Origin of the sequence: Staphylococcus sp. 17KM0847, from assembly GCF_013463155.1 — a bacterium.
Classification (GTDB): domain Bacteria; phylum Bacillota; class Bacilli; order Staphylococcales; family Staphylococcaceae; genus Staphylococcus.
In genome coordinates, this window is the sequence record NZ_CP040781.1 from 1,610,687 (window position 1) to 1,623,905 (window position 13,219).

At 35.9% G+C, this 13,219-nt stretch carries 21 protein-coding genes; 3 read left to right on the forward strand and 18 right to left on the reverse strand.

Annotated elements, in window-relative coordinates:
* Positions 1-7 precede the first annotated feature (7 nt).
* The 15 genes from FGL66_RS07950 to rpsJ all read right to left on the reverse strand — a co-directional run bounded on the left by FGL66_RS07950 (position 8) and on the right by rpsJ (position 6,649).
* On the reverse strand, positions 8-193 hold the full coding sequence (locus FGL66_RS07950) for a type Z 30S ribosomal protein S14 (protein WP_009382778.1): 186 nt from the start codon (positions 191-193) through the stop codon (positions 8-10).
* A 21-nt stretch (positions 194-214) separates the two neighbouring features.
* On the reverse strand, positions 215-754 hold the full coding sequence (rplE, locus tag FGL66_RS07955; RefSeq protein ID WP_044359552.1) for a 50S ribosomal protein L5: 540 nt from the start codon (positions 752-754) through the stop codon (positions 215-217).
* Between the two features lie 24 nt (positions 755-778).
* Positions 779-1,096 carry a 50S ribosomal protein L24 gene (gene rplX / locus FGL66_RS07960; RefSeq protein ID WP_180809288.1) on the reverse strand — a complete coding sequence of 106 codons (318 nt, stop codon included), beginning with the start codon at positions 1,094-1,096 and terminating at the stop codon, positions 779-781.
* Between the two features lie 38 nt (positions 1,097-1,134).
* Positions 1,135-1,503, reverse strand: coding sequence for a 50S ribosomal protein L14 (rplN, locus tag FGL66_RS07965; RefSeq protein WP_044359554.1), 369 nt, complete (start codon positions 1,501-1,503; stop codon positions 1,135-1,137).
* Positions 1,504-1,533: 30 nt separating this feature from the next.
* Entirely contained in the window at positions 1,534-1,797 is a 264-nt protein-coding gene (gene rpsQ, locus FGL66_RS07970; protein WP_000004086.1) for a 30S ribosomal protein S17, read from the reverse strand.
* A gap of 24 nt (positions 1,798-1,821) precedes the next feature.
* Positions 1,822-2,031: a 50S ribosomal protein L29 gene (rpmC, locus tag FGL66_RS07975; protein WP_014613220.1), complete on the reverse strand. Its 210-nt coding sequence runs from the start codon at positions 2,029-2,031 to the stop codon at positions 1,822-1,824.
* A complete protein-coding gene (gene rplP, locus FGL66_RS07980) occupies positions 2,021-2,455 on the reverse strand; it encodes a 50S ribosomal protein L16 (RefSeq protein WP_180809289.1) in 435 nt (144 codons plus the stop codon). Before rplP ends, rpmC begins: the two co-directional genes overlap by 11 nt.
* Before the next feature lie 2 nt (positions 2,456-2,457).
* A complete protein-coding gene (rpsC, locus tag FGL66_RS07985; protein WP_044359571.1) occupies positions 2,458-3,111 on the reverse strand; it encodes a 30S ribosomal protein S3 in 654 nt (217 codons plus the stop codon).
* A gap of 24 nt (positions 3,112-3,135) precedes the next feature.
* On the reverse strand, positions 3,136-3,489 hold the full coding sequence (rplV, locus tag FGL66_RS07990) for a 50S ribosomal protein L22 (RefSeq protein ID WP_016426354.1): 354 nt from the start codon (positions 3,487-3,489) through the stop codon (positions 3,136-3,138).
* Between the two features lie 32 nt (positions 3,490-3,521).
* Positions 3,522-3,800: a 30S ribosomal protein S19 gene (gene rpsS, locus FGL66_RS07995; RefSeq protein WP_180809290.1), complete on the reverse strand. Its 279-nt coding sequence runs from the start codon at positions 3,798-3,800 to the stop codon at positions 3,522-3,524.
* 64 nt (positions 3,801-3,864) lie between these two features.
* Positions 3,865-4,698, reverse strand: coding sequence for a 50S ribosomal protein L2 (rplB, locus tag FGL66_RS08000; protein WP_180809291.1), 834 nt, complete (start codon positions 4,696-4,698; stop codon positions 3,865-3,867).
* 31 nt (positions 4,699-4,729) lie between these two features.
* Positions 4,730-5,005, reverse strand: coding sequence for a 50S ribosomal protein L23 (gene rplW, locus FGL66_RS08005; RefSeq protein ID WP_180809292.1), 276 nt, complete (start codon positions 5,003-5,005; stop codon positions 4,730-4,732).
* Complete coding sequence (rplD, locus tag FGL66_RS08010) at positions 5,005-5,628, reverse strand: 50S ribosomal protein L4 (protein WP_180809293.1); 624 nt, start codon at positions 5,626-5,628, stop codon at positions 5,005-5,007. Before rplD ends, rplW begins: the two co-directional genes overlap by 1 nt.
* Before the next feature lie 26 nt (positions 5,629-5,654).
* Positions 5,655-6,314 carry a 50S ribosomal protein L3 gene (gene rplC / locus FGL66_RS08015; protein WP_180809294.1) on the reverse strand — a complete coding sequence of 220 codons (660 nt, stop codon included), beginning with the start codon at positions 6,312-6,314 and terminating at the stop codon, positions 5,655-5,657.
* A 26-nt stretch (positions 6,315-6,340) separates the two neighbouring features.
* Complete coding sequence (gene rpsJ / locus FGL66_RS08020; RefSeq protein ID WP_001118667.1) at positions 6,341-6,649, reverse strand: 30S ribosomal protein S10; 309 nt, start codon at positions 6,647-6,649, stop codon at positions 6,341-6,343.
* A gap of 349 nt (positions 6,650-6,998) precedes the next feature.
* Between rpsJ and FGL66_RS08025 the strand changes: the two genes are divergently transcribed.
* Positions 6,999-7,397 carry a hypothetical protein gene (locus tag FGL66_RS08025; protein ID WP_180809295.1) on the forward strand — a complete coding sequence of 133 codons (399 nt, stop codon included), beginning with the start codon at positions 6,999-7,001 and terminating at the stop codon, positions 7,395-7,397.
* A 49-nt stretch (positions 7,398-7,446) separates the two neighbouring features.
* Here the strand turns inward: FGL66_RS08025 and FGL66_RS08030 are convergent, their stop codons facing one another.
* From FGL66_RS08030 to FGL66_RS08040, 3 genes are all read right to left on the reverse strand, one after another.
* Positions 7,447-8,781 carry an NCS2 family permease gene (locus FGL66_RS08030; protein ID WP_180809296.1) on the reverse strand — a complete coding sequence of 445 codons (1,335 nt, stop codon included), beginning with the start codon at positions 8,779-8,781 and terminating at the stop codon, positions 7,447-7,449.
* Positions 8,782-8,899: 118 nt separating this feature from the next.
* Positions 8,900-11,035, reverse strand: a complete 2,136-nt coding sequence (locus FGL66_RS08035; protein ID WP_180809297.1) for a DNA topoisomerase III — start codon at positions 11,033-11,035, stop codon at positions 8,900-8,902.
* A 331-nt stretch (positions 11,036-11,366) separates the two neighbouring features.
* Positions 11,367-12,281, reverse strand: coding sequence for an AEC family transporter (locus FGL66_RS08040; protein ID WP_180809298.1), 915 nt, complete (start codon positions 12,279-12,281; stop codon positions 11,367-11,369).
* Positions 12,282-12,459: 178 nt separating this feature from the next.
* Between FGL66_RS08040 and FGL66_RS08045 the strand changes: the two genes are divergently transcribed.
* Positions 12,460-12,618 (forward strand): SE1832 family protein, encoded by a 159-nt coding sequence (locus FGL66_RS08045; protein WP_180809299.1) that lies wholly within the window; start codon positions 12,460-12,462, stop codon positions 12,616-12,618.
* A gap of 270 nt (positions 12,619-12,888) precedes the next feature.
* The gene (gene mspA, locus FGL66_RS08050) at positions 12,889-13,206 is read left to right on the forward strand and encodes a membrane stabilizing protein MspA (protein ID WP_180809300.1); all 318 of its coding nucleotides are present in this window, start codon (positions 12,889-12,891) and stop codon (positions 13,204-13,206) included.
* Positions 13,207-13,219 lie beyond the last annotated feature (13 nt).

A 13,219-nucleotide genomic window follows, 5' to 3' on the forward strand; every position in this document is an offset into this window, starting at 1 on the left:
TAATATTTTACCAGCTAGCTTTGCGTACGCCAGGAATTTGACCTTTATAAGCTAATTCACGGAAACAAATACGGCAAAGTTTGAATTTACGATATACTGAGTGTGGACGACCACAGCGTTCACAACGTGTATATTCACGGACTTGGAACTTTTGTTTACGTTGTTGCTTAGCAACCATTGATTTTTTAGCCACTTATTTAGCCTCCTTCAGAGATTATTTTTGAAATGGCATACCGAATTGTGTTAACAATTCACGAGCTTCCTCGTCAGTGTTAGCAGTCGTTACGATAACGATATCCATTCCACGTACTTTCGATACTTTATCATAGTCAATCTCAGGGAAAATTAATTGTTCCTTAACACCTAATGTGTAGTTACCGCGACCATCAAATGCATTTTTAGATACACCACGGAAGTCACGTACACGTGGAAGTGAAACAGAAATTAATTTATCTAAGAATTCATACATTCTTTCGCCACGTAATGTTACTTTGGCACCAATTGGCATACCTTCACGTAAACGGAATGTCGCAACTGATTTTTTAGCTTTTGTGATTAAAGGTTTTTGACCAGTGATAGCAGTTAATTCCTCAACAGCAGTATCTAATACTTTTGAGTTTTGTACTGCGTCACCAACACCCATATTCACTACAATTTTGTCGATTTTAGGTACTTGCATTACTGAACTGTAATTGAATTTTTTAACTAAGTTCTCTGTAACTTCTGAGTTAAATTTTTCTTTTAAACGATTCAAAGTGGATCCTCCTTTCAACTATTATTATTTATTAGACTTGATTTCTTCGCCTGATTTTTTAGCGATACGAACTTTTTTACCATCAACAAATTTGTAGCCTACACGTGTAGGTTCATCTGTTTTAGGGTCTAATACTTGTACATTAGAAACATGAATAGCAGCCTCAGTTTCTAAGATTCCACCTTCAGGATTAAATTGTGTTGGTTTTTGATGTTTTTTAATCATATTAACACCTTCAACAACAACACGGTCTTTTTTAGGCTCAGTTGCTAAAACTGTACCTTTTTTACCTTTATCTTTTCCTGCGATAACGATAACGTTGTCACCTTTTTTGATATGCATGTGGGCACCTCCTTGAATTTGTTTCGTTTATCTATTAATTATAGTACTTCTGGCGCAAGGGAAACGATTTTCATAAAGTTTCCATCACGTAATTCACGTGCAACTGGTCCAAAAATACGTGTACCACGTGGACCTTTATCATCACGAATTACAACACATGCATTTTCATCAAATTTGATGTATGAACCATCTTTACGACGTACACCAGATTTTGTACGTACAACTACCGCTTTGACAACGTCACCTTTCTTAACAACGCCACCAGGTGTAGCATTTTTAACAGTTGCTACGATGACATCACCGATGTTAGCTGTTTTACGGCCAGATCCACCTAATACTTTGATTGTAAGAACTTCACGAGCACCAGAGTTGTCTGCTACTTTTAAACGTGTTTCTTGTTGGATCATGATTAAACCTCCCTTATCTTTAAATAGTCATTAAATAATTACTGATTCTTCGACAATTTCTACTAAACGGAAACGTTTTGTTGCTGATAAAGGACGCGTTTCTTGAATTTTAACGATATCTCCTAATTTAGCTGAATTGTTTTCATCATGTGTTTTATATTTTTTAGAGTATTTAACACGTTTACCATATAGTTTGTGTGTTTTGTAAGTTTCAACTAAAACAGTAATTGTTTTATCCATTTTATCTGAAACTACTTTACCAACGTAAACTTTACGATCATTTCTTTCGCTCACTTTAGTAACCTCCTCTTTCAATTATTATTGATTTGCTTTACCTTGTTCTAATTCTCTTTCACGTGCAACAGTTTTTAGACGCGCGATCGTTTTTCTCACTGTTTTGATGCGTGCAGTCTCTTCTAATTGACCTGTAGCTAATTGAAAGCGTAGGTTAAAAAGCTCTTCTTTTGAAGATTTGATTTGCTCTTCGATTTCTGAAGTGGTTAAGTCTCTAATTTCCTTAGCTTTCATTTGATTCACCACCCAATTCTTCACGTTTTACAAACTTCGTTTTTACTGGAAGTTTATGGCTTGCTAAACGTAATGCTTCACGCGCAACTTCTTCAGATACACCAGCAACTTCAAATAAAATTCTACCTGGTTTAACAACTGCAATCCAGCCTTCAACCGCACCTTTACCGGCACCCATACGTACTTCTAAAGGTTTTTGTGTATATGGTGTGTGAGGGAAGATTTTAATCCAAACTTTCCCGCCACGTTTCATGTAACGTGTCATAGCAATACGAGCTGATTCGATTTGACGAGAAGTAATCCAAGAAGTTGTAGTTGCTTGAAGACCAAACTCACCAAATGTTACAAAGTTACCGCCTTTTGAACGACCTTTTGTGTCAGGACGATGTTGACGACGATATTTTACACGCTTTGGTAGTAACATAATTATTTTCCTCCTTCACTATTTTTCTTAGTAGGAAGAACTTCACCACGATAAATCCATACTTTAACACCTAACTTACCATAAGTTGTGTCAGCTTCTGCATGTGCATAATCAATGTCAGCACGTAATGTATGAAGTGGTACAGTTCCTTCTGAATATTGTTCAGCACGCGCGATGTCAGCGCCACCTAAACGACCTGATACTTGAGTTTTAATACCCTTTGCACCTAATTTCATTGCTCTACCAATCGCTTGTTTTTGAACACGACGGAATGACGCACGGTTTTCTAATTGACGTGCAATATTTTCAGCAACTAATCGTGCATCAAGATCTACTTTCTTGATTTCAACAACGTTGATGTGAACTTTTTTATCAGTAAGTTGGTTCAACTTGTTACGAAGTTTTTCGATTTCTGAACCGCCTTTACCAATTACCATACCTGGCTTACCAGTATGAATTGCAATATTAATACGATTAGCAGCACGCTCGATTTCAACATGTGATACAGAAGCGTCTTTCAATGCTTTATCGATAAATTTACGAATTTTTAGGTCTTCGTGTAAAAGTGATGCGAAGTCTTTTTCAGCGTACCATTTAGCTTCCCAGTCACGAATTACACCAACACGAAGTCCGATTGGATTGATTTTTTGACCCACAATGTTCCCTCCTTAATGATTTAATTAAGCTTCTTGAGCTTCTTCCTTGCCATCACTTACTACGATAGTAATATGGCTTGTTCTTTTGTTAATAGCACTTGCACGTCCTTGAGCACGTGGACGGAAACGTTTTAAAGTTGGTCCTTCGTTAGCATACGCTTCTTTAACAACTAATTCATCAGTGTTCATACCGTAGTTGTGTTCAGCGTTAGCTAAAGCGGACATTAATAATTTTTCTACTACTGGAGAAGAAGCTTTATTTGTTAATTTTAAAATAGCTACTGCTTCTCTTACGTCTTTACCTCTGATTAGATCTAATACTAATCTAACTTTACGAGGTGCGATTCTGATAGTTCTAGCAACCGCTTTTGCTTCCATTCGTATTTCCTCCTCTACTTACTAGAAATAATTTATCTTCTTGTTTTTTTATCGTCTGCAGCATGTCCTTTGAATGTACGTGTTGGAGCGAACTCACCTAGTTTGTGACCAACCATATCCTCTGTTACATATACAGGTACATGTTTACGTCCATCGTATACTGCGAATGTGTGTCCGATAAAGTTTGGGAAAATTGTTGAACGACGAGACCAAGTTTTAATTACTTGCTTCTTCTGACTGTCGCCTTGCGCTTCTACTTTTTTCATTAAATGATCATCGACGAAAGGTCCCTTTTTAATACTACGAGCCATAATGGCGCCTCCTTTCTTATTATGTGCGTGCAGCGATTACGCCGCACACCCAAATAAGCTATTTTTATTTTTTCTTACGACCACGTACGATAAGTTTGTCTGAACGTTTCTTACCACGACGTGTTTTCTTACCAAGCGTTGGTTTACCCCAAGGTGACATAGGAGATGGGCGACCGATTGGTGCACGACCTTCACCACCACCATGTGGGTGATCGTTAGGGTTCATTACAGAACCACGTACAGTAGGTCTCTTACCTAACCATCTTGATTTACCAGCTTTACCAACATTAACGAGTTCGTGTTGGAGGTTACCAACTTGTCCAACTGTTGCACGGCAAGATGATAAAATCATACGAACTTCACCAGAGCGAAGTCTTACAAGTACATATTTACCTTCTTTACCTAAAACTTGAGCGCTTGCTCCTGCAGAACGAGCGATTTGACCACCACGACCTGGTTTTAACTCAATATTATGAATCACTGTACCGACTGGAATGTCTTTTAATTGAAGTGCGTTCCCCACTTTAATGTCAGCTTCTGAACCACTTTCAACGATTTGACCTACTTGTAATCCTTTAGGTGCAATGATGTAACGTTTCTCACCATCAGCGTATACAATTAATGCAATATTCGCTGATCTGTTAGGATCATACTGGATTGAATCTACTTTACCAGCAATTCCATCTTTATTACGTTTGAAATCAATAACACGGTATTGACGTTTATGTCCTCCACCATGATGGCGAACAGTCAATTTACCTTGGTTGTTACGGCCCGCTTTTTTCGGTAGCGGTTGTAATAATGACTTTTCAGGTTTTGACTCTGTAATTTCAGAGAAATCTAATGTAGTCATATTACGACGACCATTAGTAATTGGCTTATAATGTTTTAGAGCCATTGTCGTTTACCTCCTTAATGGTAATTGTTTATTAGTTGAATAAGTCGATTTGACCTTCTTTTAAAGTAACGATTGCTTTACGACGTTTGTTTGTATAGCCTTGATAACGACCCATACGTTTTTTCTTTGGCTTATAGTTGATAATATTTACATTAGCAACTTTCACTTCAAAGATTTCTTCTACTGCTTTTTTAACTTGTGTTTTGTTTGCACGAACATCAACATCAAAAGTATATTTATCTTCAGCCATTGCTTCAGATGATTTTTCAGTGATTACGGGGCGCTTTAGAATATCTCTTGCTTCCATTATCCGAGCACCTCCTCAACTTTTTTAGCTGCTTCTTCAGTAATTAATACGCTGTCAGCGTGTGTTAAATCTAATACATTTAAACCTTCAGGTGTTGTGATTTGTACACCCGGAATGTTACGTGCTGATAGTTCAACATTTACATCTTCACCAAGAGTTACAACTAAAACTTTTTTAGGTAATTCTAAATTAGTTAATGTTGTTTTGAATTCTTTTGTTTTTGGTGCCTCTAAATTGAAGTTATCCACAATTTTGAATTCATTTTCTTGAACTTTGTATGAAAGTGCTGAACGTAATGCTAAACGTCGCATTTTCTTAGGCATTTTATAAGCATAGCTTCTTGGAGTAGGTCCGAATACTACGCCACCACCACGCCATTGTGGTGCACGGATTGTACCTTGACGCGCACGGCCTGTTCCTTTTTGTCTCCATGGTTTACGTCCACCGCCACGAACTGCAGAACGGTTCTTAACCGCATGTGTTCCTTGGCGTAATGAAGCGCGTTGTAAGTTAATTGCTTCGAATAAAACATCATTATTTGGTTCGATTGCGAATACTGAATCGCTAAGTTCAACTGAACCTGCTTTAGTTCCGTCAACTTTTAATACATCATAATTTGCCATTATGCATTTCCTCCTTTCACTACTAATTATTTATTAGCTTTGATTGCTGATTGGATTTGTACAAAACCTTTTTTAGGACCCGGTACATTACCTTTAACTAAAATTACGTTGTTTTCCGTATCAACTTGAACAACTTCTAAGTTTTGAACAGTTACTGTATTACCACCCATACGACCTGGTAATTTTTGTCCTTTAAATACGCGAGATGCATCTGACGCCATACCTACTGAACCAGGTGCTCTATGGAAATGAGAACCGTGTGACATTGGTCCACGTGCTTGGTTGTGACGTTTAATAGCGCCTTGGAACCCTTTACCTTTTGAAGTTCCTGTTACGTCAATGATATCGCCTACTTCGAATGTATCTACTGAGACTTCTTGACCTACTTCGTACTCATCAACGTTAACGTTTCTGAATTCACGAATGAAGCGCTTAGGTGCTGTGTCTGCTTTTTTAGCGTGACCTTCAGCTGGCTTATTTGCATATTTGTTAGATTTGCTTCCTTTTTTATATGCTTCTTTGTTTTCAAAACCGATTTGAACCGCATTGTATCCATCGATTTCTTCAGTTTTCTTTTGTAATACTACGTTTTCTTTTGCTTCGATTACTGTTACTGGGATTAAGTCTCCGTTTTCACTGAATACTTGTGTCATCCCAATTTTTCTTCCTAAGATTCCTTTGGTCATCGAAAGTCCACCTCCTAAAGTATTAATTATAATTTGATTTCGATGTCTACACCTGATGGTAAGTTTAAGCCCATTAAGGCATCAACTGTTTTTGGTGTAGGGTTAACAATATCGATTAAGCGTTTATGTGTACGCTGTTCGAATTGTTCACGTGAATCTTTGTACTTATGTACCGCACGAATGATTGTGTACACTGATTTTTCTGTTGGTAACGGGATAGGTCCTGAAACATCTGCTCCAGAACGTTTCGCAGTTTCAACGATTTTCTCTGCTGATTGATCAATAACACGGTGATCATAAGCTTTTAATCTGATTCTGATTTTTTGTTTTGCCATTATTTACCCTCCTTATTCGTCTTCATTAAAAGTGATAGACTTCTCCACGAAAACTATCTCACACAACGCCATGGCAAAGCGGCCGGGTGTGTCAGTAACCTTTCGCTTCATCGCATTTAAAAGTCCAACATTAGATATTTTACAGGAAGTTCTATATATTAGCAACCTTTTCTTGTAACTTTTTAATATCTAATCACATACCATGTCATTTTACTTTAATTATCTTACAAGTTCAACCATTTCAATAAATTTTTTTGATTGTTTCTTCTTTTTTGTTCTTTCATTTAGTATTGCTTATAATAATAGATAGTTCTAAACTATTTATGTTTATATTTACGAGGTGAATGTTGTGACAAAAAAAGTAAAAACCTTACTCATTGTATTTTCTTTTATCGTATTAATTTCTGAATTCGTTGCTGGCTTTCCTTTCTTAGGTGGCTGGTATGTATTAGCCCTTGGATGGCAACCTCTTGCATTTAATATTTTTATTTATGTTGTTATGGTTTTAGTATTACTTTTTGACAAACAAAATTCGATACGTCCTATGGTACTTATTCCTCTAATAGGTGCCATTGTTAACTGTATTGCTATCATCCCAGTTATTGGTATGCTCTTACATTGGCTCATGCTCATTTTATTACTTTTCTTCCTATTTATTTTATATGCCACACCCGTCTACTTGCCGAATGCACATGCACGTGTCATTTATGAACAAGATCACGAGAATTCACGCAAAAAATTAAATTAAATAAAAACAGAGATACTTGTAATATTCTCACACAAGTATCTCTGTTTTTTTAACCGTGTACAAACACAAAATATAATATAAAGATAACCATTAAACCATACATAATCGGATGAACTTCTTTATGGCGTTTTGTTAGGAGCATTGTAATCGGATAAAAGATAAATCCACATGCAATACCTGTCGCAATCGAATAAGATAATGGCATCATAATAATCGTAACAAATGCAGGCACTGCTACTTCAAATTTTTTCCAACTGATTTCTGCTAGGTTAGACGCCATAAGTACACCCACAACCACAAGTGCTGGTGTTGTTACTGCCGATGTGACAACAGCCATTAATGGACTGAAAAATAACGCAAGTAAAAAACATACCCCTGTTACAATACTGGCTAACCCTGTACGTGCACCCACAGCCACTCCGGATGTCGACTCAATATAAGATGTTGTTGTTGTTGTACCAAATACTGCTCCAACCATTGTTGCTAATGAGTCAGAAAATAATGCACGACCTGCACGTGGTAATTTGTTATCTTTCATAAAGCCAGCTTGTGAGGCTACTGCCACAATTGTACCTGCTGTATCAAAGAAATCGATAAACAAAAATGTTAAAATGACAATCAAAAATTGAATCGTCAATAACTGTGCTGGATCTTGAAAAGCTTCGAACGCAGCACCGAATGTAGGTGCAATACTTGGAATTTTACCTATAATAGAAGTAGGTGGTGCGATTTGTTGTGTCACTAGGCCAGCAATAGCAGTAAGTACCATTCCAATAAAGATTGCTCCTGAGACTTTTTTAGCATAAAGAACCACTGTAATGACAATACCAAAAATTGCAAGTAACACTGGTGGATCAGTAATTTTACCTAACGTTACTAATGTTGCATCATTTTTAGTAATAATGCCCGAGCTTTGCAATCCAACGAAGGTAATGAACAAACCTATACCTGCTGAAACCGCCATCTTCATTTCATATGGAATGGCATTAATAATTGTTTCACGTAAGCCTGTTGCGGTTAGAACGGCAAAGATAAACCCTGAGAAAAACACACCGGTTAAGCCGACCTGCCATGGAATACCCATTGTTAATACAACAGTAAAGGCGAAAAAAGCATTAAGTCCCATGCCGGGTGCCAGTGCAATTGGATAACGTGCAATAAGCCCCATAAATAAACAACCGACAAATGCCGCAAGTGCCGTTGCTACAAAAATAGCACCTTGATCCATTTTTTGATCAGCTGGAACACCATCAACACCCGCTAAACTAAGTACTTGCGGGTTAACTGCTAAAATATATGCCATAGATAAAAATGTTGTAAGACCACCAAGAATTTCTCTCTTATAATTGGTCTGATGTTCATCAAAGTGGAAGTATCGTTTCACTGTAATTTGCTCCTTTATTTAAAATACTTATTTATTTTAATACGCAGACTGAAGAAATTCAATAACAAATACGAACTTTGATGCGCTTTTATTCATTTTCGTTCGATTTTTATCTTTTTTATAACTTTAATCCTTTTAATGCATCTTTAAATGGATTGTTTTCTAAATTTTCTTCTTGCTTCATATACTTTTTCATATCACGTTTCGACACTTTATCTTTCCCCTTATTTTTAAAACGTTTGTCCATTTGCGCTTGCGTCTCTGTATAACCACAAACACATCGATACGTCGCTTGTTTACCAACACCAAACTTTGTCAAACGTTTTTTACATTGTGGGCAACGTGCTTTTGTTTTTGTTTTAACATCTTTTTTCGTCTTACAACTCGGATCTTGGCATATGAGCATGGATCCATTTTTAGTGTTGACACGCAACATAAATTTGCCACAAGTTGGACATTGTGCAGATGTTAAATTATCATGCTTATATTTTTGATCACTATTTTTGATGGTTTCAATAATATCTTGTGTAAAGTTTTTCATTTCTGCCATAAATTGTTGGCGTTGAAATTCCCCCTTTTCAATGCGCAACAATTTATCTTCCCACTCTGCTGTTAACGATGGAGAAGTTAAGGCATCTGGTGCTAAGTCTAATATTTGACGTCCTTTAGAAGTTACTTTAATTTTCCCTTCTTGGTTTTCGATAGCATTCATATTGTAAAGTTTATCAATAATATCAGCTCTTGTTGCAACTGTTCCAATCCCTCCTGTTACTCTTAACGTCTGCGCAGATTTCTTATCATGTAATTGGAAGAACTTATCTGGTCGTTCCATCGCTTTAAGCAGAGTTCCCTCATTAAAATAAGGGGGTGGGGTCGTTTGGTGTGTATGAATAACTGGCTTGTGAACACTTAAAGACATCCCCTTTTTAAATGTCGGCAAATCTTGTTTAGATTCCGTTTCTGTATGCAGTTGTCTAAACCCTTGCTCTATCGTTTGTTTCGTTTGATTCATGAACGTCTCTCCTACTACACGAGCTATAACTTTTTGCTCCATATAACGATGAGGTGGAGAAAGTACCTCAAGAAAACGCTGTACGATTAACAAATAAACTTTCTGTTCTGTCGGTGTTAAATCACTTATATTCGGGCGGACTTCTGTTGGGATAATAGCATGATGATCTGATACCTTTTGATTGTTAATATATCTTGCTTTAACAGTAAATTGTTGCTGTGCTAATTTTTTTGCAACTTCCTTATAATCTGTACCCATCACCGCTTGTAGACGTTCTTTCAAAGTTTCTACCATATCTGTTGTTAAATAATTAGAATCTGTACGAGGATACGTGACCAGTTTATGGCGTTCATATAGTTGTTGTAATGTATTAAGCGTTTGTTTCGCTCCCAAGTGATAACGTTGATAAGCTGCTTGTTGTAAATCTGTTAAATTAAATAACATACCTGGATAAGCCTTTTTTTGTTTAGTCTCTACTGATATGATCTCAGCTTGTTTCGATGCCATGGTTTGAATGAGTGTATCTAACTTAGACTTGTCCATGATGCGTTGTGTATGTTGATATTCAAATGTAACACCTTGCAAATCAATAGATAAGCTATAATAATTCTGAGGTTGAAAATTCTTAATCTCTTGTTGTCGCATTTGAACAAGTTGAATGGTTGGTGTTTGTACACGCCCCAATGATAGCTGTGCATCGTACTTTGTTGTTAGTGCACGTGTAGCATTGATACCTACAATCCAATCTGCTTCACTTCTCGCCAAAGCGGCTTGATACAAGTTATGATATTGACGTCCATCTTTCAAATGCTTAAAGCCATCACGTATTGCTTTAGTAGTGACCGAACTAATCCATAAACGCTTAATCGGCTTTTTAACGTGTGCTTTATCGATAATTAAACGTGCAACAAGCTCCCCCTCACGCCCTGCATCCGTTGCGATAATAATTTCTTTGACATCTTCTCGTTTCATCAAATGCTGTACAGTATTAAATTGTTTTCTTGTTTTGCCAATGACAACTGTTTTCATATACTTAGGGATAATCGGTAAATCTTCTAAACGCCATTGTTGTAATGTTTTATCATACTGCTCTGGTGTCGCATTAGTTACCAAATGACCTAATGCCCATGTGACAATATATTGTTCACTTTCAAAATAACCATTTTTTGAATGATTAACGTGTAATGCCTTAGCAATATCTCGTCCCACTGATGGTTTTTCAGCCAAAATAAGTGCTTTCATCTTCAATCTCCTCTTATCTCTTCTTTTAATTTTTATTGTAACATGTCCTTATCTTCAAAAATATTTCTCCTTGTTAAACAACTCAGATGATTGTACAACTTTCTTTCACTGTTCAAAAATCTTATAATCATTACAAACTGAACTAATTAAGGGGATAACGCCCATAAAGTTTCTCACGCATTACTACATTTATACAAAAGCGGACAACTGCCCAATCTTACACCAACAAGCTACCTATCCAATATGTTGCAATACTTCAAAGATTTTTAGAAGACGTACGCCTATTAAAAACACGCCTACTTTTACTTAAAGTTGAGGCGTGTTTTTAAAACTAAGATACTACGAAAAAGTATTGATAAACATACAGAATAATAATGCTAATCACGATTGTTACATTACTAGACATTGCAATAACAGGTAATGTTCGATAACGAAATTGTACAGCATATGAAAGTGCAGCAACACCAACAGGTAGTACCCATATCAGTTGAAGCGTCGTTTTAATCATTGGATCTGTCACAGGTAAAAACAAATAAACAAGTGTCCCAAAGAAAAAACCAAACCCATAATGCAAGCCTAAATATTTCAAAGTTAAAGGCAAATAACGACGATCCAATTTAAAATCCATAAGTACACCTAATAAAATCATAGACAATGGCAAATTAGCTTGACCAAGAACATCAAAAAATCGAATCATATTGTCCGATAAACGAATACTTAACACATTCAATATAAGCATAACGATATAAGTCATGAGTGGGACTGATTTAATCATATTGCTCAAAATTAATTTAGGATTTAATCCACCACCCATGTTTTTGAAATATGTTGCCACAAAATATGTCAAACCAAACATGACAATCGCCCCACCAATGTCTGCCATACCAAAATAAATCAAGCCTTTATCTGGCCAAATTTGTTGAACGAGTGGATAAGCAAAAATACCGATATTCATACTCGCAATCATCATTGCAACAGTACCCCTGACTTCATTGGTGTACTTTAAAAACATTAATACAATCAACACTTTAGTTAAAATACCGTATAAAACCATCATTACGGGTAGTATCGATAAAGAAGGGGTTAATGAAACGTCATTGAGATTAACAATAACAACAGCAGGCAATGTTACATTTAAAACAATTGTTGAAATCACTTTACTATCTGCACCTGTTATAAAGTTAAGACGCTTTAACATATAACCCACTGCAATCAAAAGTAAAATAATCATAAAGTTCATCGTCATGTAAATCCCCTCCCTATATCCAAATTAAAGTTAACGCTCCATTGTTAAAACGCTTTATATTTTATCAACAAATCTTTTAAGCTTTCTATATTACTTCATACTATCGTACTGTAAAAAGTTTTATTATTGCAATGGTAACATGCTATAATTAATACAATTGAAGCAAGGAGGATGCGCTATGGACTTGGCACAACAATTACAAGAACTTAAAATGGATTACGTTCGTCTACAAGGGGATTTAGAAAAACGAGAATCTACTTCTCAACAAGTTGATCCACTTATCAAACAACTTGAAGCAATCGAACAACAAATTGCTGAAATACGAAAAAAACTTTAAATCATTACTGTATATGATTCATTTTTAAACTGGGGCATTAGACGATCATCTTCTTTCTATGATAGGTTAGCACAAACTAAATTGAAAAATGAGCATGTCAAACCTTATATAATGAGTAGAATCTCTACCCTCATCTTGTTTATTTTTAATTCACCTTTTCACACTAATGTTTTAGTTGTATTTCACATACATATTGATCATGTCAGTTGTTTTATTCTCGTTCATATGGCTACATATTTATTGGTTTATTTACAGAAAGGATGTACCCAAATGTCAATTTATCTCATTTTGTTACCACTGATGTATCTCATCGTGGCTTATATTAGTATTTTTAAAATGGATATTTTGTTGCCTAAAATTTTACGCATACTCATGTCAGTCTTGCTTATTATTGTTGTAGCAACTTCTCTACTCTACTATCCAGCAATGACATGGTGGCTTTTTGCAGTATTACTTATGCTCATTGGCAATGTAGAAATCACTGCATTTAAACACTATAAACAAGATCAAAAAGGTGTACGCATTCTAAATATGATGACCATTCTGATTCTCATCATTTATATTATAGTCACTATCATTTTAATATAAATAATCATATCAA

What these genes read in the sequence shown, in the direction of transcription:
- rplW (WP_180809292.1), bottom strand. Translation starts at nt 5,005, where the DNA reads ATGGAAGCAAGAGATATTCTAAAGCGCCCCGTAATCACTGAAAAATCA.
- FGL66_RS08045 (WP_180809299.1), top strand. Translation starts at nt 12,460, where the DNA reads ATGGACTTGGCACAACAATTACAAGAACTTAAAATGGATTACGTTCGT.
- rplN (WP_044359554.1), bottom strand. Translation starts at nt 1,503, where the DNA reads ATGATCCAACAAGAAACACGTTTAAAAGTAGCAGACAACTCTGGTGCT.
- rplP (WP_180809289.1), bottom strand. Translation starts at nt 2,455, where the DNA reads ATGTTACTACCAAAGCGTGTAAAATATCGTCGTCAACATCGTCCTGAC.
- mspA (WP_180809300.1), top strand. Translation starts at nt 12,889, where the DNA reads ATGTCAATTTATCTCATTTTGTTACCACTGATGTATCTCATCGTGGCT.
- FGL66_RS08040 (WP_180809298.1), bottom strand. Translation starts at nt 12,281, where the DNA reads ATGACGATGAACTTTATGATTATTTTACTTTTGATTGCAGTGGGTTAT.
- FGL66_RS08035 (WP_180809297.1), bottom strand. Translation starts at nt 11,035, where the DNA reads ATGAAAGCACTTATTTTGGCTGAAAAACCATCAGTGGGACGAGATATT.
- rplD (WP_180809293.1), bottom strand. Translation starts at nt 5,628, where the DNA reads ATGGCAAATTATGATGTATTAAAAGTTGACGGAACTAAAGCAGGTTCA.
- rpsS (WP_180809290.1), bottom strand. Translation starts at nt 3,800, where the DNA reads ATGGCTCGTAGTATTAAAAAGGGACCTTTCGTCGATGATCATTTAATG.
- rpmC (WP_014613220.1), bottom strand. Translation starts at nt 2,031, where the DNA reads ATGAAAGCTAAGGAAATTAGAGACTTAACCACTTCAGAAATCGAAGAG.
- rplB (WP_180809291.1), bottom strand. Translation starts at nt 4,698, where the DNA reads ATGGCTCTAAAACATTATAAGCCAATTACTAATGGTCGTCGTAATATG.
- rpsJ (WP_001118667.1), bottom strand. Translation starts at nt 6,649, where the DNA reads ATGGCAAAACAAAAAATCAGAATCAGATTAAAAGCTTATGATCACCGT.
- rplX (WP_180809288.1), bottom strand. Translation starts at nt 1,096, where the DNA reads ATGCATATCAAAAAAGGTGACAACGTTATCGTTATCGCAGGAAAAGAT.
- rplV (WP_016426354.1), bottom strand. Translation starts at nt 3,489, where the DNA reads ATGGAAGCAAAAGCGGTTGCTAGAACTATCAGAATCGCACCTCGTAAA.
- rplC (WP_180809294.1), bottom strand. Translation starts at nt 6,314, where the DNA reads ATGACCAAAGGAATCTTAGGAAGAAAAATTGGGATGACACAAGTATTC.